Origin of the sequence: Bacillus sp. P14.5, assembly GCF_003316765.1 — a bacterium.
Taxonomy (GTDB): Bacteria; Bacillota; Bacilli; order Bacillales; family Bacillaceae_B; genus Rossellomorea.
The window spans coordinates 47,453-67,428 of sequence record NZ_NIJF01000107.1 but is presented as its reverse complement, the minus strand read 5'-3'; the positions used below and the strand labels follow the sequence as shown (position 1 = coordinate 67,428).

Annotated in this window: 19 protein-coding genes; 14 read left to right on the top strand and 5 right to left on the bottom strand. The window is 42.5% G+C overall.

Annotated elements, in window-relative coordinates; genetic code table 11:
• Positions 1-5: 5 nt before the first annotated feature.
• Positions 6-164 (top strand): hypothetical protein, encoded by a 159-nt coding sequence (locus B9Z54_RS25050; protein WP_162785320.1) that lies wholly within the window; start codon positions 6-8, stop codon positions 162-164.
• Positions 165-394: 230 nt separating this feature from the next.
• Positions 395-556, top strand: coding sequence for a hypothetical protein (locus tag B9Z54_RS25045; RefSeq protein WP_162785319.1), 162 nt, complete (start codon positions 395-397; stop codon positions 554-556).
• Between the two features lie 8 nt (positions 557-564).
• On the opposite strand, the gene B9Z54_RS21460 is transcribed toward B9Z54_RS25045, so the two are convergent.
• Complete coding sequence (locus B9Z54_RS21460; RefSeq protein ID WP_205207751.1) at positions 565-1,176, bottom strand: nitroreductase family protein; 612 nt, start codon at positions 1,174-1,176, stop codon at positions 565-567.
• 696 nt (positions 1,177-1,872) lie between these two features.
• Here B9Z54_RS21460 and B9Z54_RS21455 point away from each other — a divergent pair.
• The 6 genes from B9Z54_RS21455 to wrbA all read left to right on the top strand — a co-directional run bounded on the left by B9Z54_RS21455 (position 1,873) and on the right by wrbA (position 8,298).
• Positions 1,873-2,751 carry a hypothetical protein gene (locus B9Z54_RS21455; protein WP_113930413.1) on the top strand — a complete coding sequence of 293 codons (879 nt, stop codon included), beginning with the start codon at positions 1,873-1,875 and terminating at the stop codon, positions 2,749-2,751.
• Positions 2,751-3,293, top strand: a complete 543-nt coding sequence (locus tag B9Z54_RS21450; protein WP_113930412.1) for a hypothetical protein — start codon at positions 2,751-2,753, stop codon at positions 3,291-3,293. Before B9Z54_RS21455 ends, B9Z54_RS21450 begins: the two co-directional genes overlap by 1 nt.
• Positions 3,294-3,378: 85 nt before the next feature.
• Positions 3,379-3,816, top strand: coding sequence for a large conductance mechanosensitive channel protein MscL (gene mscL / locus B9Z54_RS21445; protein ID WP_113930411.1), 438 nt, complete (start codon positions 3,379-3,381; stop codon positions 3,814-3,816).
• A gap of 356 nt (positions 3,817-4,172) precedes the next feature.
• Positions 4,173-6,419, top strand: coding sequence for an RNA polymerase recycling motor HelD (gene helD, locus B9Z54_RS21440; RefSeq protein WP_113930410.1), 2,247 nt, complete (start codon positions 4,173-4,175; stop codon positions 6,417-6,419).
• A gap of 154 nt (positions 6,420-6,573) precedes the next feature.
• Complete coding sequence (locus tag B9Z54_RS21435; protein WP_113930409.1) at positions 6,574-7,404, top strand: aldo/keto reductase; 831 nt, start codon at positions 6,574-6,576, stop codon at positions 7,402-7,404.
• Positions 7,405-7,692: 288 nt separating this feature from the next.
• Positions 7,693-8,298, top strand: coding sequence for an NAD(P)H:quinone oxidoreductase (gene wrbA / locus B9Z54_RS21430; RefSeq protein ID WP_113930408.1), 606 nt, complete (start codon positions 7,693-7,695; stop codon positions 8,296-8,298).
• A gap of 61 nt (positions 8,299-8,359) precedes the next feature.
• On the opposite strand, the gene B9Z54_RS21425 is transcribed toward wrbA, so the two are convergent.
• Positions 8,360-9,271 carry an RluA family pseudouridine synthase gene (locus B9Z54_RS21425; RefSeq protein ID WP_113930407.1) on the bottom strand — a complete coding sequence of 304 codons (912 nt, stop codon included), beginning with the start codon at positions 9,269-9,271 and terminating at the stop codon, positions 8,360-8,362.
• Between the two features lie 174 nt (positions 9,272-9,445).
• On the opposite strand from B9Z54_RS21425, the gene B9Z54_RS21420 reads away from it, so the two are divergent.
• The gene (locus B9Z54_RS21420; protein ID WP_113930406.1) at positions 9,446-9,841 is read left to right on the top strand and encodes a DUF5365 family protein; all 396 of its coding nucleotides are present in this window, start codon (positions 9,446-9,448) and stop codon (positions 9,839-9,841) included.
• 855 nt (positions 9,842-10,696) lie between these two features.
• On the opposite strand, the gene B9Z54_RS21415 is transcribed toward B9Z54_RS21420, so the two are convergent.
• The 3 genes from B9Z54_RS21415 to B9Z54_RS21405 form a co-directional block, all read right to left on the bottom strand.
• Positions 10,697-11,605 carry a nuclease-related domain-containing protein gene (locus B9Z54_RS21415; protein WP_240190051.1) on the bottom strand — a complete coding sequence of 303 codons (909 nt, stop codon included), beginning with the start codon at positions 11,603-11,605 and terminating at the stop codon, positions 10,697-10,699.
• Positions 11,606-12,043: 438 nt separating this feature from the next.
• On the bottom strand, positions 12,044-12,511 hold the full coding sequence (locus B9Z54_RS21410) for a thioredoxin family protein (RefSeq protein ID WP_113930405.1): 468 nt from the start codon (positions 12,509-12,511) through the stop codon (positions 12,044-12,046).
• Positions 12,508-12,936, bottom strand: coding sequence for a disulfide oxidoreductase (locus B9Z54_RS21405; protein WP_113930404.1), 429 nt, complete (start codon positions 12,934-12,936; stop codon positions 12,508-12,510). The genes B9Z54_RS21410 and B9Z54_RS21405 overlap by 4 nt, the downstream gene beginning before the upstream one ends.
• A gap of 361 nt (positions 12,937-13,297) precedes the next feature.
• Between B9Z54_RS21405 and B9Z54_RS21400 the strand changes: the two genes are divergently transcribed.
• From B9Z54_RS21400 to B9Z54_RS21380, 5 genes are all read left to right on the top strand, one after another.
• On the top strand, positions 13,298-13,849 hold the full coding sequence (locus tag B9Z54_RS21400) for a Rossmann-fold NAD(P)-binding domain-containing protein (RefSeq protein ID WP_113930403.1): 552 nt from the start codon (positions 13,298-13,300) through the stop codon (positions 13,847-13,849).
• A 62-nt stretch (positions 13,850-13,911) separates the two neighbouring features.
• The gene (locus tag B9Z54_RS21395; protein ID WP_113930402.1) at positions 13,912-15,453 is read left to right on the top strand and encodes a bifunctional GNAT family N-acetyltransferase/carbon-nitrogen hydrolase family protein; all 1,542 of its coding nucleotides are present in this window, start codon (positions 13,912-13,914) and stop codon (positions 15,451-15,453) included.
• A gap of 416 nt (positions 15,454-15,869) precedes the next feature.
• Entirely contained in the window at positions 15,870-17,615 is a 1,746-nt protein-coding gene (locus B9Z54_RS21390) for a phospho-sugar mutase (RefSeq protein ID WP_113930401.1), read from the top strand.
• A gap of 530 nt (positions 17,616-18,145) precedes the next feature.
• Positions 18,146-19,261, top strand: a complete 1,116-nt coding sequence (locus tag B9Z54_RS21385) for a GAF domain-containing sensor histidine kinase (protein WP_113930450.1) — start codon at positions 18,146-18,148, stop codon at positions 19,259-19,261.
• A 14-nt stretch (positions 19,262-19,275) separates the two neighbouring features.
• Positions 19,276-19,917: a response regulator gene (locus B9Z54_RS21380; RefSeq protein WP_113930400.1), complete on the top strand. Its 642-nt coding sequence runs from the start codon at positions 19,276-19,278 to the stop codon at positions 19,915-19,917.
• Positions 19,918-19,976: the final 59 nt, after the last annotated feature.

The following is a 19,976-nucleotide window of genomic DNA, read 5'->3' as shown; positions in this document are numbered from 1 at the left end:
TTTTTGTGAAAGAATTATTGTGGGTACTGGTCCGCAAGCGCTGGATACGGGCCACTGAGAAGGGGAGACAGCAGAGATACTGGTCCGCAAGCGTTGGATACGGGCCACTGAGAAGGGGAGACAGCAGAGATACTGGTCCGCAAGCGTTGGATACGGGCCACTGAGAAGGAGAAATAGCTGGGATAGCGGTCCGCAAGCGTTGGATACGGGCCAATGAGAAGGAGAAATAGCTGAGATATTGGCCCGCAAGCGTTGGATACGGGCCAATGAGAAGGAGAAATAGCTGGGATAGCGGTCCGCAAGCGCTGGATACGGGCCACTGAGAAGGGGAGACAGCAGAGATACTGGCCCGCAAGCGATGGATACGGACCAATGAGAAGGAGAAATAGCAAGGATGCTGGCCCGCAAGCGTTGGATACGGGCCACTGAGAAGGAAAGGAAGCTGAGATATTGGCCCGCAAGCCCGCAACCAGAACTTCCTTCTCCTGCCTACAACCTGCCAGTAAGGGGATTGAAGAGCCGAAAAAAAGAAGCTGAAATCCAGCTTCTTTTTTAACAGACTTCTTATTTAGCCCAAGTGATGAGGCTTTTGATGTCAAGGCGGTCAGTCCTCCGCGCTTCTTTGGCCGGTTTTCCGATCGTGATCAGCATGATGGGGATGTAGCGGTCCGATACATGGAACTCTTCCATTAATTTTTGTGGATTGAATCCGCCAATCGGGCAGGTGTCCCAGCCTTTTCCTTTGGCAGCCAGCATAAGCTGCATAGCTGCTAAAGAAGCGTTGCTGAAAGCGGCGTCCCTTGGATAATGCTCACGTGAATAAGCACCTTCAATTTGGCGCACAAGCACTTCTTTCAATTCTTGAGTCATTTCTCCTTTATCAACGGAAGGATCCAGGACGGGATCCGCATTTTTATTTGCTTCCAAATCGCCAAGGACCGCAATGACAGCTGAAGCATCGGTGATTTGCTGTTGATTATAGGCAATCGGCAGCAGTTTTTCCTGGGCTTCTTTATTGTGGAACGTAAGAAAATGCCATTGCTGCAGATTCCAGGCAGACGGAGCTCTTCCGGCGAATTCGAGTATTTCTACTAACTCGTCTGTCGAAATTTCAATCGTTGGATCATAATTTTTGGTTGAACGTCTTTCTGTCAGAATATCAAAGATGTTTTCCAAGATGATAACCCCCTGAAAGTAATATGTAGTGTCGTCTTTATGTAAGGATGCTGCTTGCGGATATCCCCTGTATACTTTTTTTGGCTCACCAGGATTATTAAAGAAAATGCAATCACCAAAAGAGCCTTATGTAATGATTAATAGTGACATCTTATAAAAGTTGTCCCTCTTCGTCAAGGTACAGGCTTCACCAATGTATTAGAAGAATTGATTTCAAAAAGCTGATAAGTAGTATTTACAAAAGCTGTTTTCGCATTCGAAAAAATCTCTTCAGCCGGACTTTCTCGGTGGATAATAAAGTTTTTATCTCTTATATTATATTAAATGACCACAAAAATTAGTGCTTTTACAAAAGCTTAAAAAGGTACCAAAAAAGGGTTAAGATAGATTTGAACGGGGGATTTATATTTAAGGTGGAGTTGCGTATATTCAATACTTGTATGCGTTCAAAGAGCAGGAAGGGTGTTTAATGTGCAGGGTAATAAAGAAGAAAAAATATTGATCATCACGATGTTTGCCCTCGCTTTCTTACTTTTAATAGTCATCGTGAGTAAGTTTGCAGGCTATCTGCCAGTTTGATATCGGCTGCTGTAAATACTAAATCACCGGGAAAGTACGATGCTGCTTTCCCTTTTTAACTTGTTTGGGTCTATGGCTGTATCCCTTCTGTTAAAATTAATATTAAGGAGGGGAACTATGAAAATTAAGACTTTAATTATTATTATGCTGGCGTATGGTCTCTTTGTTGGGGGCTTCTATACATACTTGAAATCATCCCAGCTTCAAGAACCGCTATTTTTAACCCATTACTATGAAAAAGAATACTTTCAATCAACTGTTGATTATATTCCGCTATACTATATTACTAATCAGGATGAGCATTTTCAGTTGGTCAGCGTAGAGTCAAAGGCTCTGCCTGGGCAAATGATATTCGTGGAGCATGATTCTATCACTCATAGAGAAGGAATTTATAATCAACACGAAGCCATCATCAGTATTGACGGCCTGCAAGAGGAGATAACATTGGATAAGTTGACGTTCAATTTCTCTAACGGAACAGCAATCGAAGGGGATATTGGGACAATAAAATTAAGCCCCATGGAACAGCAGAATCCTGAAGGTCAAGTGGTTGATTTTACTACCAGCGGCAGCAGCAATGCAGGAGAATCCTATTCAGTTGGAAATGTTCAGAAAGACAGTGAGTTGACAGAAATAAGTATGTCATTTCCGGAAGTTCTATCACCTGTTTTAAAACTTGCTGCCGAAACGTCTGGAAGAGCATACAATTCAGGGAATCATGAGCAATTGATCTCTTCTAAAGAAATAGAGAGAGCAGAAGACATCGCCCTTCCCATAAAAGTAAATTCCAGTGACGCGCTGAAAATAAATGCCCTTGTGGATAAATCCCTTATGTATAAAAATCATATCCATGCGATAGAAGCAGACGTCAGAGGAGTTTTCCAAATGGGAGATGACGAGGTAGAGCAGCGGATGCTCCGGATTACTGAACAACCGTATTTAACCTCCAAGCAGATAAAAGAATTAAAGAAATTCAGGGAGGAGGGTGAGCAGTAATGGAAAAGGGAATCAAATTACTTGTCTGGGGCCTGCTGTTTTTGCTGATCGATATACGTATTATCACCATTGACCTTGTACACGATGGAATCGGATATATTCTTTTATATAAAGGAATGCAGGAACTTCCTCATTCAAAGTGGCTTTCATATGCAAAGACTGCCGCAGTGATACTTGGAGTCTTGTCTATAACTGAAATTTTCGGATTCACTAATATTAACTTGAACCAAGCCGGGCAGGATGTCACTTGGCATGTAATTATTGGAGGAATCGTGTCCTTCCTTTCGCTCTTCTTTCATATGAATCTCCTGTCTGCTTTACAGGAGGCGGTAAACAATGAGGATGATTTCCATAGGTCATTATCCGGGTTTAAAACTTTTTATCTTGTATTCAATCTGATTACCATAATGGCCCTTCCGCCGATTTTGATTTTCAATGACATCGTGTCTTATTTCTTGGTTGCATCCTTGCTGATAGGAGTGGTTGTGGAAATTGTTTATATTGTAAAAGTCAATTCCTTAAAAGAGATTGAAACTGCATAAGTTGGTGCTTCTTAAGCAGTGCTCCGCCGCATAAAGTGTTACGAGCTTGAAATTTGTGACCCATTGAGCGGGCATGGAGGACATCATGTTTAAAGAATTTAAGGAATTCATCTCAAGAGGAAATGTTTTTGACTTAGCTGTGGCTGTGATGATAGGGGCAGCCTTCAGCAAAATCGTGGAGTCTCTGGTGAAAGATATGATGATGCCGGTGATAGGGATGCTGTTTGGCGGCGTCAATTTTGCAGGACTGAGTTACAGGGTCAATGCAGAGGTAATTTATTATGGAGCATTCATTCAAACTTTGGTGGACTTCTTCCTCGTGGCAGCATCAATCTTTCTCATGATCAAAGTCTTTAATCGGCTGCGCGGAAAAGGCAAAGCTTATGAAATCAAGTCGGCAACTCAATTGGAAGTCCTCACAGAAATAAGGGAACTCCTGAAGAAAATGCAGGATGAAAAACACGATGACCTGCCCCCAGTGAAAGGCAGAAGGACATCGATACGATTTAAGAAAAGAGACTGATGCCTTGAGGTGTCAGTCTCTCTTTTAGTGCGGGCACAGGCAGGCTGTTGGGAGGGGAGATGAAGGGATAAGGTTTTCTGGGAGGCATCAGGAGAGTGAAAATAGCGTTTAGGTGTCCTTCGTGGAAGCCATGAGAGCCACCAGGAGTATGAAAATAGCATTCAGGTGTCCCTCGAATCAATTATTAAAGTTCTGAAACGTTAAACCAGCCCCATTCTATAAGATCTTTCTTTTTATCAGAATAATTATTGTATTCGTTCCATTTTTCTGATAATATATTCTTCTGCTCACTAAAACGCCTACATAATTGTCAACTTTCTCCATTGCGGCTGAAATCACATGGAAAGGAGAAATACATGACGAACGAAACTCAATACCACCCCGATTTTTTAAAAGAAAAAGACAGGCTCGAATTCACGAAACGCTACATCGATGTTGTCATTCAAACTGCCCAGACCAGCAAAGACAAATTCAAAGAGAATATAGAAAGTGCCTTTGGTGATGTCGACTGGCTGGAGTCATCCGCCGCCTATATCGATATCCTGACCAATGCCAGCTTTTTCGAAATGTCGAAGGAAGAGTTGGAAGCGCTTCTTAAAGCGAAAAAGAAACCTTATTTCGCCAGAATTGATTTTAAGCATGATGATTCTGAGGATGGAGAAAGGCACTATATAGGGAAGACGTCGCTTTATCAGCGGGAAAACCAGGAGCAAATCATTGTCGACTGGCGCTCTCCAATTGCCAACCTCTATTATGAGGGCCGTATTGGTCATGTTTCTTACGAAGCCGAAGATGAAATTTATAATGGCCACCTCTCCTTGAAGAGGCAGTATATGATTGAGGACGGGAGCCTGGAAGAAATCCGGGATATTGATTTGACCACTACCGACGAACTGCTTCAAGAGTCGCTTTCTAAAAGCTCCAGCAACCGCCTGACCGAAATCATTTCAACCATCCAGGAGGAACAAAATCGGATCATCCGTGCAGACCTTAATAAACCAATCATTGTCCAGGGAGCAGCGGGAAGCGGTAAGACAACCATTGCCCTTCACAGGATTTCCTACTTTATCTACAACTACAAACAGCATTTCGATCCGCGTCAATTGATGATTCTTGCGCCCAGCAATCTTTTCATTGACTACATCTCGGAAGCTCTTCCGGAACTTGGTGTGGAAAAAGTGCGCCAGACGACCTTCAGTGATTACGTGATGACCTGCCTGGAAAAGGAACTGAAGCTCGCTGAGGATAACAAATTGATCTCCCTGATCGAAAAAACGGATGAGGAAGCTAAGCAGGCAGCTTGGATATCAGGCTGGAAAGGGTCAAGGGATTTCAGGAAGATCCTCGATGCCTATATCGCCGACATTGAAACCCGCTTTTACCCTGAGAAGGATTTTGTCATTGATAAATACCGGCTCTTCTCTGCGAAGAAATTCACCTCTCTTTTAAAAGATGATTATACGTACATGCCTCTTTACAGAAGGGTTGAAAAATTGAAGCTGCTGCTGCAAAGCTATGTGCGGTCCAACAAGAAGATGATGGTGGATAAAGTAGAGACATTTTTTGATGAAAAGATTGAAAAGGCTCTCTACCATAAGAAATACGCAGCTAACCGGAAAGAGTATATTTCCAAAGCCCTGGATAAAAAAGCGGAAAGAATGAAGGACGTCCAAAAGTCAATCCGGACAGGCCTGACCCAATACATGAAGCAATTCGAGAAAAAGTCACTTTTTCAATACTATGAGGAATTGTTTTCAGATTGGGATAAGCTTGTTCATTACAGTAATGGAAAACTGTCCACCGCACAGGCAAGGGAAATATGTGAATACACCCTGAAAAGGCTAAAGAAAAAGACATTTGAAATGGAAGACCTTGCTCCACTTCTGTACCTGCAGACTGCTCTTTATGGAATCGATTCTTTTTACAAAGCCAAGAACGTCGTCATCGATGAAGCCCAGGATTACAGCTATCTGCAGCTTTATGCACTGAAAACCGCACTGCAAACCGACATGTTTACCCTCGTAGGCGATCTTGCCCAGGGAATACATTCCTATCGCGGGTTGAAATCATGGGAGCCTGTTTACAAAGAGATCTTTCCGCGTGCGACCTATACCGAGCTGCAAAAAAGCTACAGAACCACAATTGAAATAATGGAAGAAGCTAACAAACTGTTAAAAAAGCTGCCCAATGATTTTCCGCAAGTCACACCGGTTGTCAGACACGGGGACAAGCCCCAATTCTTCTCTTATATGGAGGAAGACGAATTAACAGAGGGGCTGTCCAAGTTGATTTTAGAACTGCGGGAAGAAGAGGATTTCCAGACATTCGCTGTAATAGGCAAAACAATGAGGGACTGTGAAAAAATTGCCTCCCTTTTAGAAAAGAAGTTCCCCGATGGAGTGAAGCTTCTTGCCGAACAGGAAAGCATTCCAAAGAATAAGATTGTCGTCGTCCCTTCTTATCTTTCAAAAGGGCTCGAATTTGACGCTGTTATCATTGCCTCCATAGACGAACAATATAAAGAAGAAAACGAGCTGGATATTAAACTTCTTTATGTCGGAATGACCAGGCCGCTGCACAGGCTTTATTTTTCGGAAAAATAAAGCGGATTTTTTGCTGGAATAAACCTAGACGGATGCAGTGAAAAGTGTCTCAATCATGCAGTATAAATAAGCCCTTTCCTGCAAATTGGGAGAGGGCATTTTTTTAGCGTTTTTAAACCAGGATTTGTACAATGGAACAAAGGAGGTAATGCAAATGGTTAAGAATCTGCAAAGCACTTTTAAACTGCATAACGGGGTTGAAATTCCTTATCTCGGTCTTGGAGTTTATCAAATGGAAGACCATGACGAGGCAGTGAGTGCTATCAAGACGGCAATAGATCTGGGGTACAAATCAATCGACACAGCATCACTACATGAAAATGAGGAAAGCGTCGGCCAAGCTGTAAAAGAATCCTCTGCCGGAAGGGAAAACCTGTTCATTACTTCCAAGGTGTGGAACACGGATCAGGGCTATGATGCTTCATTAAGGGCATTTGAAAACACCCTGAATAAACTGGACATGGACTACCTTGATCTTTATTTGATTCACTGGCCGGTGGCAGATAAATACAAAGACACCTGGAAAGCACTTGAACGGTTATATAATGAAGGAACTGTCAAGGCGATAGGTGTCAGCAACTTCAAGGAGCACCACCTGGAGGAATTGATGAAAGGAAGCAATGAAAAACCGGTTATTAACCAGGTCGAACTTCATCCCCGGTTAAGCCAGCAGCCACTAAAAGAATACTGCCAAAATAACGGTATTGCGGTAGAAGCCTGGTCGCCGATCGCCAGAGGAAAACTGCTTGAGGAACCGACTTTGAACCATATCGCAGATAAACACAGCAAAACACCGGCGCAAGTCATTCTTCGCTGGCACCTGCAAAATGACACCATCATCATTCCAAAATCAATACACGAAAGCCGAATGAAAGAAAACAGTGAGATTTTTGACTTCAGTCTTACACTCGAGGACATGACTCAAATCAACTCACTCAATATGGACGAAAGATTCGGGGCAGATCCAGACAACTTTGACTTTTAAACTTCACCGTATTAAAGCGCTAAGAGGGACAGTCCCTCTTAGCGCTTTAACGTGTATAAGTACCAAAAAATATTTAATTTTCTTATTTGACAGACAAGCTCATAAAGAGATATAATTATCTCGAATTAAAGATAAATATTTTCGTGATAAATGAATTCAAATAGTTTATTGCGGGCTACATAGGGAAATGTAACAGGTAGCGAATGGGTCTAGAACCCGGATATATTGGGAAGAATTTAACCTGTCCCCAGGTTAAAAATATAGAGAAGGAAAAGGAGAGACTTTCAAATGGCGAATATCGCGGTAATCTACTACAGTTCTACTGGAACAAACTATCAGCTTGCACAATGGGCAGAAGAGGCGGCAAAAGAAGCGGGCGCAGAAGTAAAATTATTAAGAGTTGAAGAGATTGCACCAGAGGCGGCTGTATCTTCCAACCCGGCTTGGAAACAGCATCTTGAAAACACAAAGGATGTTCCTGTAGCGACTACAGAAGATCTTGAGTGGGCAGACGGAATCATTTTCAGTGTGCCGACACGTTACGGAAACGTTCCTGGCCAAGTAAAACAATTCCTTGATTCCACAGGCGGACTTTGGGCGCAAGGCAAACTGGCGAATAAAGTAGTGAGCGGAATGTCTTCAGCTGCCAACGCACACGGCGGTCAAGAACAAACAATCCTTGCACTTTACACAACAATGATGCACTGGGGAGCAATCTTAGCTGCACCTGGCTACACTGACCCAGTATTGTTCGCAGCTGGCGGAAACCCATATGGCACAAGCGTAACAGTCGATCAGGAAGGCAACATGGTCGAAGATGTGCAGGCAGCTGTCAAGCATCAGGCTAAACGTACTGTAGCTGTAACAGAAGCTGTTAAAAACGGTTTGAAATAAATAGTGATTAAAAAAAGCAGGCATCCGATTGGGTGCCTGCTTTTCTGTGTGTAAAAGTTCCTTATAAATCAAAGAACGCAGTAAAGAGCGGAACATCATCTAAAAAAGGAGCCTCCAGTGATATAGTTTCCTCAGTCAGCGGATGAAGCAGCTGGATATACTTTGCATGAAGGGCCTGCCTCTGTACAACCGGTTTTCCTCCATAGAGTGTATCACCAGCAAGAGGGTGTCCAATGGAACTCATATGTACCCGGATTTGGTGGGTTCTGCCGGTATCCAGCCCAAGTTGAACAAGAGTTAACCCTTTAGTTTTGTTATGTTCCAGCACTTGATAATGAGTGATGGCAGACTGGCCAGACGGAGAAACCCGTCTTCGTGTATTATGGTGTCTGTCCCGGCCGATTGCCTGGTTAATCGTGCCTTTCTTCGTTTTCATCAACCCATGGGTGATCGCCCAATAGGTTCTTTTAATTTTTCTTTCCGCAAGAAGGCGGTCCAGGATTCCTTTTGCAAGGGCATGCTTGGCAAAAATAACTGCCCCTGTTGTATCCCGGTCAAGCCTGTGAATATGCTGGACCTCAGCTTTTTCCTCATTTTGCTGGAGATGCCAGGCAACGGCATTGGCAAGTGTATCTTTTTCCACTGCCGGATCATTCGGATGTGTATTCATCCCTGCAGGCTTATTGACGATCAGCATGTGCTCATCTTCGTAAAGTACATGCAGCGGCATTTCCGAAGGGATGACTCCATGATCTCTTTCATCTATTGAGAAGTGAAGATTATCACCTTTTCTGAGTGGCTTAGTCCAATTTATAGGTACTCCGTTTAACGTGACCGCTTTGTCCATCCTGAGTTGATGAACCGTTTTTTTAGGAGCCTGCCATACCTCCCGCATCAAAGCTTCGGCTGTAACATTATCCCATTTGGCGGGAATGGAAACAACGAATTCAGGACCTTTATCCTGTGTATTCATCAAAAAACTCCTTTTCCTTTTATGATAGCGCTGTTATGTAGGTATTTATTCCTTTAAATAATTTAGTTCTGATGTCACCATGGCTATAATTACCACCCGGAAAGAACTATATTTATGGTATTCTAAGAATAACTATTACATAGAGATGACAAACGTTACAAAGGTGGGTTAAAAGTGAAGATCCTATTGGCCTCCACAGAGGAACAGGAAGAAACCATTCAAGAACTTATCACGTACATTTATTGTACTATTTTCCCTCGTTATTTTACAGATGATGAGATCGAGCAATTTGAACAACTTGAAGTATTACATACGGATACGGATTACACGAGGTATAACGGTACATTAAAAGAAGCTTTCCAGGTGATCTCAAGTCTGCAGACACTCATCTCCTTAATCGAGACCGATACGACTAAATCCGATTACGAGGAAATGTATGACCATAATCTATCAATCCTAAAGAGCTTCAATCTTTTCTTCCCATTTGATATGGATCATTTCCGGGAGTACTGCAACTACGAAGACAAAGTCAGCGTCTATGCCAAACCAGCCAACCAGCTGCTTGTTTGAAAAAAATTTGCTTTTCCATGAATAAAAAAGAGAGGGACAGGCATACTTATAGATAATCAAGAAGAGATCTTCACCAATCTCTTCATTGATTCATCTTGTAATTCTCCTCTATATTCTGCTTCGGCAGGATGATCGGCCACTGAGCTTAGGCTTGGTGGTTTTTTTTGTACCAGTAGGCAAACTTGAAATCAAACATTCTAAAAGATTTTGTTGGAGGATGGAGAGAAACGTACCATTAACTAAGTGAAAACAAAAGATAATGGTAAGATTAGCGGGGAATCGTACCATCAACCAGAGGGAATGCGAAGATAATGGTAAGATAAACTGAGAAACGTACCATTAACCAGAGGGAATGCGAAGATAATGGTACGATTAGCCAAGAAACATACCATTAACTAAGGGAAACCCGAAGATAATGGTACGATTAACCGAGAAACGTACCATCAACCAAAGGAAACCCAAAGATAATGGCAAGATTAGCGGGGAAACGTACCATCAACCAGAGGAACTTCAAAGATAATGGTAAGATAAGCTGAGAAACGTACCATTAACTAAACGAAACCCAAAGATAGAGGTAAGATAAGCGGAGAATCGTACCATTAAGCAGAGGAAATCCAAAGATAATGGTAAGATAAGCTGAGAAACATACCATTAACTAAACGAAACCCAAATATAGTGGTGAGATTAGCGGGGAATCGTACCATCAACCAGAGGAACTCCAAAGATAATGGTAAGATAAACAAGAAAAAGTAGAATCCCCAAAAAAGCCTACTATACTATTGGATGATTGGGAGCATTGGTTAATAATATCCCAAATATATTACTTGAATAATCGCGAACATAGCTTATTTCATTCTACTTTTTTGTGTAGTAAGAACCTCTGCCTATGGGGGTTAAATTGAATTCAGTATTTAATATTTTTCGCACTGTCTTCTTATCTTTAATTATCCCGCACCAATCAAACGCCTGCGAAAGGCTAAGCCTTCTCTCCGGAAACAACAGCCTGAACTCCTCCAAACTGCGTAATACAGCGGCGAGTGAATCCTCTTTTCTATTGCAACTCTCACATTTTAGCATCCTTGAATAAGAGCGGTAAAACCATCCGCAATAAGGACAAACTATGCCTTTCTTCAATTCCTCATACTTATAGAGCGGTAAGCGTTCATAGGGATTTTCAGCCAGAGTGCGGGAAACCAGCTTTTTTGCGAGATCAATTTGGGTTTTATTCAGATGAGAGGGTTTCTGATTTATTTTTTCAATAAAGCGCGGAAGCTGTGCAGGATAAATGATTGGCAGGTTTTGTGGAGCGTTATAAAGGTGAAATTGAGGGTTTACGAAGACAGCTATAGATACTATGGGGGTATTGTTCCCAAGGTTTTGTAATACATTGCGAACTAGAGGTTCATTTCTTTTCATCTGAAGAAGTGGATTTTTGACGTCTATTCCATCAGTCCGATTCAAGCTGTCTCCTTCCAAAATAAAGTCGCCTTCATAGTTTTTCACTTCAAAAATGTAATTTAGCTGTGAGGTTAAGAGAATGGTGTCAATTTGAGAAAAATTGCTGTTTTTCATAAACTGCATGTCAGGCAGCAAAATCTTGTCATTCAAAACAGGTTGCAGCCACTCATCAAAATGCTGTTCACCAAGGAAGCCTTTCTCAATGTTGAAAAAATGCTTTTCTTCCTCACGATTTAAACTCTTGCGGAAATGAACAGCCCTATAAATCATTAATTCCTTTGACTCGGTGCGTTCTTTTATTTTCAATCAGCAGCACTCCTTTCAGGTTGATTTTACCATATTTTTCATCTGTTTTCCGTTAATAAGACTTTTTCTTTCATCCTGTTAATAGGTTTCCAAACAGCAGTAAAATTCGTGGTTGAATTTCTAAAATATCCTGTTGGACATTTAAGATAAAATTAAATTGAATAGTTGCAATAGAATAAGGGAGAATTACTACAAAATGAAAAAAAGTCCATCATCATCTCATCCATAACAGTTCTTCTCCTAGCAATAGCACTAGTCTCCAACTACAGTTCTCTTCAAAACGCCAAAGAATCCTGCATTAATAACAACAAGACTCCGGTAACTGACCAAAGTGTCCTGGCTCTAAATTGGTCTGTTTCCTGCAGATGACCTAAATCAGCTCTAAAACCACACAAAAAACGCTCAGAGGCTTAAATTATCTGAGCGTTTTCTTTGAGTTTACTTCACATTCTCATTAAACCAGGCTTCAAACGTTTCCGCCGGCTGGGAGCTTACGATTCGGGCTGTTTCCTGGCCATCTTCAAAGTGGATGATGGTCGGGGTGCCTTCGATGTTAAACTCATTCCAGGCTTGTTCAAATTCCAAGACGTTGTATTGAACAAGGTCGATTCCCATGTCCTCTGCCATTGGGGCCACGATTGGGGTGGTTGCTTGACAGTGCGAGCAGGTCGGGCTGTAGAAGTAGACAGTGACGTCCTCTTCGTTGTCCAATTTGGTTTGGAGTTCATCCGGCAGGATCAGATTCTGATAGTTGGGATCATCGAGCTGGTCGATGGTGGCAGGTTCCAAATCTTCTTTATTGTATGGATTCTCTTCTGCTGCCTGGTTTTGCTGCATGGATGTAACGACTGCGATGGCAGCGAAGATACCGATTATTACTACTAAAAAGATGATGACTTTTTTCATTTTTTATTCTCCCTTGCTGTTTTTAAGAGTAAGAAGCTTGTTAGAAAGATAATGATGAATGCTGTTAAGGCTAAAAATGGGATGGTGATGAAACCAAGCCAGTTGATATATTCACCAGTGCATGGGACGCGTCCGCATGAAGGGGCGGCATCATAGAGGAAATCGACTTTTTGTAAAGAATAATGATACAGTGAAGTCAAAATGCCGATTCCAGATAGAACAAGTGTATAAATGGCGATGGAAGCGTCTTTTTTTACTGTTGCAATCCCGAGAATGACAGCCATGGGATACATAATGATACGCTGATACCAGCAAAGTACGCAGGGCTCATATTGTTTAATCTCGGAAAAAAATAAGCTGCCCAGCATGGCGATCAGAGCTGCGGCAAAGGCCGTAAGTAATAGATTTTCAATTTTTTTATCCATGATTGGTTCCTTTCAATCGTTCTCTCTCAGATTATAGTATGAGGGAAGTGATAAAGTAAAACCTCTTGTCCTGAGTTTATCATAAAATTTCACAAAAATAATTCTCTTTCTTAAATAGGGTATTTTATCCCAATTGTTCTTAGTTTGAAGGGAGAATAGAGAGAGCTTTTCGCAAACTTTGCGGCTGTATAATATGAATGTCGAAAGAGAACGCCATATTGCACCCAAAATCTCCAGGGAAGCAAGCAAGAAAAACTTTTAAACTTATTTAGATCGACGAACCTTAGTATCCAGGGGGAAATCCGGCTCTTGGGATTTTTCCGACAGCAGCAAACAGGCTAAAAGAAAAGGAGGGACAGGCGTGAAAAGGATTTTGGTTATCGGCGGCACAGGAATGCTTGGCGGAGTGGTTGACCACCTTGTGAAAAGTGGAGGAAAAGTAACTGTTCTGGCAAGGTCAAGAGATAAGTTCAACGGGATGCTGGACAGATTTGGCCTCTCAGAGCAGGGGACAGTATTCCTTCCTGTTGATTATTTTGACACAAGCGCATTGACAGGAGCCTTGATGGAGCATATTAAACTTTATGGAACGTTTGATGAGGCAGTGATATGGATGAGGAGTTCGGCAAAAGAATCCTTCGAGGCAGTCATGGAATTTTTAAACAGGACCTGCAGCCCTGCTGAAGTTTTCAGAGTGAACGGCAGTTCGGCGGCACGTCAGCCTCTTCCGGAAAATCATTATCAGTCAATAAACATGCATCATATCATTTTAGGGTTTAAAATAGAGAATGGAGAATCACGGTGGCTTCATGAAGAAGAAATTTCTGAGGGAGTCATTGCTGCCTTGGTAACCCGGATTCCCCGTACAATCATAGGGGTTACAGAGCCCTGGCACAGGCGGCCTGGTTATTAGTTGAACGCCTGCTTTTTCCAGGGTAAAACATAGAGATGAGTGCAAAAGGAGTGTTACGATAAATGTCTGAAAAACTGGATTTATCACAGTTTGAGAAAAAAATGATCATAAGGCAGACTGAGCATAAGGATATAGAGAATATCATCAAGATGCAGAGTTTCTGTTTCCCAGGTATGGAGCCATGGAAAAAAGAGCATCTGGAAAGCCATTTGGAGGTTTTCCCTGAAGGACAGCTGGTGGCTGAACTGGAAGGCGAAATCATTGGTTCTTGTTCAAGCTTGGTCATCAATTTTGATGAGTACGATGACCGCCATTCATGGGACGATGTAACTGATAACGGTTATATCACGAACCATAACCCTGAAGGATATAATCTATATGGAATTGAAGTAATGGTTCATCCTGATTACCGCAGGATGAAGGTCGGCCATCGTTTATACGAAGCCAGGAAAGAACTTGCCCGTCAATTGAATCTGAAAAGTATCATCATCGGCGGACGGATTCCTAACTTCCATAAGCATTCAGAGGAGATGTCTCCGAGGGAATATGTAGATTCGGTATCAAGGCATAAAATTTATGATCCTGTCCTGTCATTCCAGCTGATGAACAGCTTCACACTGATGAGGATCAATCCAAACTATCTGCCTGATGATACGAAATCCAAAAAATACGCTACCTTGATGGAATGGAATAATGTAGATTATCGCCCTTCCAGCAAGAGGCACTTTAAGACCAGCTACCCTGTCAGAATCTGTGTTGTTCAATATATGATGAGAAAAATCAGTTCATTTGAAGAGTTCGCGAACCAGGTGGAGTATTTTACAGACGTAGCATCCGATGCCAAGTCAGATTTCGTGGTGTTTCCGGAAATCTTCACATCCCAGCTGATGTCTTTCCTTGATGAAAAGTCTCCAAGCCTGGCCATCCGTAAGCTGACGGAGTATACAGAGGAATATATAGAACTGTTCACAGATCTTGCTGTTCGCTACAATGTCAATATCATCGGCGGTTCTCATTTCGTTAAAGAGGAAGATGACGAGATTTACAACATTGCTTACCTGTTCCGCCGTGATGGAACGATTGAAAAGCAATATAAGATCCACATCACTCCGAATGAACGGAAATGGTGGGGAATCAGTCCTGGTGACCGCGTAAAAGTCTTTGATACAGACTGCGGAAGAATTGCGATCCAAATTTGTTATGATATTGAGTTTCCGGAGCTAGCGAGGATTGCAACAGACCGCGGCGCCAAAATTATCTTTACCCCTTTCTGTACCGAAGACCGCCAAGGCTACCTGAGAGTGCGTTATTGTGCACAAGCGCGTGCAGTAGAAAATCAAATATACACAGTCATTTCGGGTACTGTCGGAAATCTTCCGCAGACCGAGAACATGGATATCCAATACGCACAGTCAGGGATTTTTGCTCCATCCGACTTTGAATTTGCCCGTGACGGCATTGTCGGGGAAACGAACCCAAATATCGAAATGGTCATGATTGGTGATGTCGACCTAGAAGTCCTCCGCCGCCAGCGCCAGTCTGGTACGGTCAGACAGCTGAAAGACCGACGCCATGATGTTTATGAAGTGAAATACAACAGGTAGTAGTCAGGGCCGCTTAATAGCGGTCTTTTTTTGTGTCTTAAGTTGTCTCATGTATGTTCGACAGTGGAAATCGCGGGCTGAACCATTTATGAAAAGAGAGGCGTTTCCTAAATCCCAATAGCCGTATTTTCCCACGAGAAGAGCAGCAGCTTATTTCAAATGGATTGAAGTGTGATTTTCTGAAATTCATTTTAATAGCAACGAAGTTTACCAGCTTTTAATGAAGCGAAAACCTGACCAATAAATACAAGTATGATACCAGCCCTTTCTAGAGGGATTACCGTCCCAAAACAACCTGTCATATGTTAATATAAAATGGAAGAAAAGGTTGTCAAAAAAAGGCGGATACTTTTAAAAGGAAAAGGGCCATCCACCAAGAATTACATATAGTAAGTCATCGACAGGAGGAGATTAACTTGAATTGGAAAACGGCTTGGGAGAAATGGGATTCCCATAAAGAACTGGATAACGAAATGCGCAGTCTCTTGACTGAGATGAAAGAAGATGAAAAAAGTCTGGAAGATGCGTTTTATAAAGATTTGGAGTTTGGAACGGGTGGTATGCGCGGAGAAATCGGTGCAGGAATCAACCGCATGAATGTCTATACAGTACGAAAAGCTTCGGAAGGATTGGCTCGTTACATAAATGCTCATGGTGAAGAAGCCAAAAAGCGAGGGGTTGCAATTGCGTATGATTCCCGCCATAAATCTCCTGAGTTTGCAATGGAGGCAGCGAAAACACTGGCGTCAAACGGTATACAGACGTATGTATTTGATGAACTGAAGCCGACTCCAGAGCTTTCTTTTGCCGTAAGATCCTTGAAAGCTTTCTCCGGAATTGTCGTAACAGCAAGCCATAACCCGCCGGAGTACAACGGATATAAAGTGTATGGTGAAGATGGTGCGCAGCTGCCTCCAAAAGAAGCGGACGAAGTAATCGCCAAAGTGAACGAAATTGAAAATGAGCTTACCATTGACGTGAAATCTGAAGAGGAGCTTAAAGAAGAGGGTCTTATCAAGATGATCGGGGATGATATCGATCAATCCTATCTTGAACACCTTCTGTCGATTTCTGAGAAGCCGCAGATTGCCAAGGAAACAGATTTGTGCATCGTGTTTTCACCTCTTCACGGAACGGCATTGAAGATGGTGGAAAAGGGATTGGACGCATTGGGCTACAAGGATGTCCATTTTGTCAAAGAACAGTCTGTCCCTGATCCTGAATTTTCGACTGTAAAATCACCGAACCCGGAGGATAAGGCAGCATTTGAGCTTGCGATCCGCGATGGAAAAGAAAAGGATGCGGATATCCTCATCGCCACTGATCCGGATGCAGACCGGCTGGGAGTAGCAGTAAAAGATAAAAATGGAGAATACGTCCTGTTGACAGGAAATCAGACAGGAGCAGTCTTGATTGATTATATTCTTGGCAGAAAAAAAGAGAAGAATATGATTCCGGCTAATGGGAGGGTCTTCAAGACCATCGTAACATCCGAGCTTGGCAGAAAAGTCGCCGAGTCATATGGGGCATCGGTTGAGGACGTCCTTACAGGCTTTAAATTCATCGGTGAGAAAATCAAAAACTATGAAGAGTCTGGAGAGTACCAGTTCCTGTTTGGCTATGAGGAAAGCTATGGTTATTTGATAGGAGACTTTGCCCGTGACAAGGACGCGGTGCAGGCTGTGCTGATGGCGGTAGAAGCTGCAGCGTACTTCAAACAACAGGGAAAAACACTGAATGATGCGCTTTTAGATCTTTATGAGCGTTTCGGATATTTCCAGGAAGGTCTGGAGTCTCTGACTTTAAAAGGAAAAGAAGGTGCTGAACAGATTCAGTCTATTCTTTCATCTTTCAGGGAGGAACCTCTTAAAGAGATCAAGGGGATTGCCGTGGCAAAAGTTGAGGATTACAAAACAAGCTTGAGCACAAGACTTGCGGATGGTTTGGAAGAAACCATTTCCCTTCCGAAATCCAACGTTATCAAATATTTCTTAGAAGACGGTTCATGGATCTGTCTCCGTCCATCTGGCACTGAACCTAAAATCAAGTTTTATTTCAGTGTCACAGGAGAATCCCTCAAGCTCAGTCAAGAGAAGTTAGAAGGGCTTAAGAAGGCGCTTATGGAAAAAATAGAAAATATGGTCAACTCTTTTGCAGGATAAGGCACACAGCCTTTTCCTGTTTGAGACAGCTTGCCCGATGAGTGCAGGCACCAGGCAGATTTCCTTTGCCTGGTTATTTTTGTTGAACTGCCCTAAACGGGAGAGCCGGCAGGACGTTGAAAATAACCAGGGACCATTTTATCATAGCTGGCAGAAAAGCATGTTAATGAAAGTCTTCCACACGCAGGGGAGACCAAAATGAAATTCGAGTGATGTATTAGTTTGAGGCCGTAACTACAACAAAAGTCGTAGAAAGATTTCGTGCATAAAGGCGATATGCTAATGCGTTAAAATTAATTATACTGTTTAATAAAGGCTCTCTTCGTAGACTATGCGGCTAATTAATATGAATTTCGAAAGATAACGCTATAATGTACCGGAAAATACCCGGTTAACAGGAAAGAAAAGTGCTGTTCTCCCGGTTTAGAGCGGAAAACTTAGTGTCCATGGAGAAAATCCGGCTTTTGGGTTTATTCCGTAAGCAATAATATGTACGAAAAAGCTAAAAAAAGGAGGTCAGCTCTTTGAACATAGAGAAAAATGAAAATGCCAATATACACCTCTTAAAAAAGATTGCCGAGCTCCTGAACGAAGAAACTGAATTGGAGAACATGCTTTCTTGTGCTCTTCAGGTCCTCTTGAACGGCACAGATTTTACAACAGGATGGATATTTTTTATAGATGAGGAAGGAGGCCATTCGCTGAAAGCCTTTCATAACCTTCCATCCTCCTTGTCTGATGATGGGTGTAACCTTTTGAAGAATGGCGGCTGCTGGTGTGTCAATCGGTTCCGTTCGGGTAAATTGACCAAGGCTTCCAATATCATTGAATGTCAAAGAATTGAAAAGTCAATTGCAGAAAATAAGGGTGATACAGGGAATATCGAGTATCATGCAACAGTACCGCTTCAATCAGGGAATGAGTCATTTGGGCTGCTGAATGTGGCTGCACCTGGAAAAACTCATTTCCAAGAGCATGAACTTGCCTTATTGGAGTCTGTAGCTTTTCAAATTGGATCCGCAATCAAAAGGATTGTTTTAACGAAAAAAGAACAGGAAATCGCGCTGATGCAGGAAAGAAACCGATTGGCGAGGGATTTGCATGACTCTGTTAACCAACTGCTGTTTTCATTGACACTGACGGCACGGGGAGGAACCATGCTGAGCGGCGATGAACAAGTGAAGGAAACATTTTCAACTATACAGGGTCTTGCGCAGGAAGCACTGACTGAAATGAGGGCATTGATTTGGCAGCTTAAGCCTCATGGACTTGAAAATGGAATCAGTGAGGCACTGAAGGGGTACGGGGAAATGCTCGCAATGAAAGTGGAAGTGAAAGTGGATGGAGTTGTGGCCCTGCCATCCAAAGTAGAGGAGGCACTCTGGAGAATTGGTCAGGAAGCTGTCAATAATGCTAAAAAACATTCTGGAGAAGACGAAATCTATTTCTTTATGGGGACTTCATCCAATTTGGTCTCTCTGCAGATAAAAGATCATGGCTGCGGATTTCACTATAGTCCAAATCAATCTATTCCCACAATGGGCATACAGGGGATGAAAGAACGAGTGGAGAAAATTGGCGGTCTATTTCAGTTGAAGAGCAAGCCGGGGAACGGTACAGAAATACTAGTGAAAATTCCGTATTAAGGAGGGGTAAATATATGACGATACGTGTATTGATTGCGGATGACCATCATGTAGTGAGAAGGGGGCTCATTTTCTTTCTGAAAACTCAAAAGGATATTGAAATCGTCGGGGAAGCGGTGAATGGCCGGGAAGCGGTAGAACTGGCGGGAAAACTCATGCCGGACTTGATCTTAATGGACTTGGTCATGCCGGAGATGGATGGGATTCAAGCCACCAAGATTATAAAAAGTTCGCACAATGAAATACAAATTTTGATGCTGACGAGCTTCTCTGATCAAGATCATGTCATTCCTGCAATTGAAGCTGGTGCATCAGGCTATCAACTGAAAGATATTGAACCTGATGAACTGGTTGCTTCGATCCGAAAGCTGGTCCGCGGAGAAAATTCTCTTCATTCCAAAGCAACTAACCACTTGTTGCAGAGGGTTTCACGCACCGATCAGCCTCCTCATAAAATTCATCAGCTAACCAAACGGGAAAAGGATGTTCTGCTGGAACTGACGAAAGGCAAAAGCAATAAAGAAATTGCTTCAAGTCTGTTCATCACTGAAAAAACAGTTAAAACCCATATCTCGAATATCTTTGCAAAGCTGGAGGTGGCTGATCGGACCCAGGCAGCCCTCTATGCAGTTAAACATAAATTGGCGGAGGGATAATCGATAATTAATAAGAAGTCCTTAGAGTTCTGCGTTGCGCACCTTATTCAAGTTTATTA

Excerpts from the sequence above, each read along its gene's own strand:
- helD (WP_113930410.1), top strand. The coding sequence starts at position 4,173 with ATGACGAACGAAACTCAATACCACCCCGATTTTTTAAAAGAAAAAGAC.
- B9Z54_RS25045 (WP_162785319.1), top strand. The coding sequence starts at position 395 with ATGCTGGCCCGCAAGCGTTGGATACGGGCCACTGAGAAGGAAAGGAAG.
- B9Z54_RS21405 (WP_113930404.1), bottom strand. The coding sequence starts at position 12,936 with ATGGATAAAAAAATTGAAAATCTATTACTTACGGCCTTTGCCGCAGCT.
- wrbA (WP_113930408.1), top strand. The coding sequence starts at position 7,693 with ATGGCGAATATCGCGGTAATCTACTACAGTTCTACTGGAACAAACTAT.
- B9Z54_RS21450 (WP_113930412.1), top strand. The coding sequence starts at position 2,751 with ATGGAAAAGGGAATCAAATTACTTGTCTGGGGCCTGCTGTTTTTGCTG.
- mscL (WP_113930411.1), top strand. The coding sequence starts at position 3,379 with ATGTTTAAAGAATTTAAGGAATTCATCTCAAGAGGAAATGTTTTTGAC.
- B9Z54_RS21435 (WP_113930409.1), top strand. The coding sequence starts at position 6,574 with ATGGTTAAGAATCTGCAAAGCACTTTTAAACTGCATAACGGGGTTGAA.
- B9Z54_RS21395 (WP_113930402.1), top strand. The coding sequence starts at position 13,912 with ATGTCTGAAAAACTGGATTTATCACAGTTTGAGAAAAAAATGATCATA.
- B9Z54_RS21425 (WP_113930407.1), bottom strand. The coding sequence starts at position 9,271 with ATGAATACACAGGATAAAGGTCCTGAATTCGTTGTTTCCATTCCCGCC.
- B9Z54_RS21410 (WP_113930405.1), bottom strand. The coding sequence starts at position 12,511 with ATGAAAAAAGTCATCATCTTTTTAGTAGTAATAATCGGTATCTTCGCT.
- B9Z54_RS21455 (WP_113930413.1), top strand. The coding sequence starts at position 1,873 with ATGAAAATTAAGACTTTAATTATTATTATGCTGGCGTATGGTCTCTTT.
- B9Z54_RS21380 (WP_113930400.1), top strand. The coding sequence starts at position 19,276 with ATGACGATACGTGTATTGATTGCGGATGACCATCATGTAGTGAGAAGG.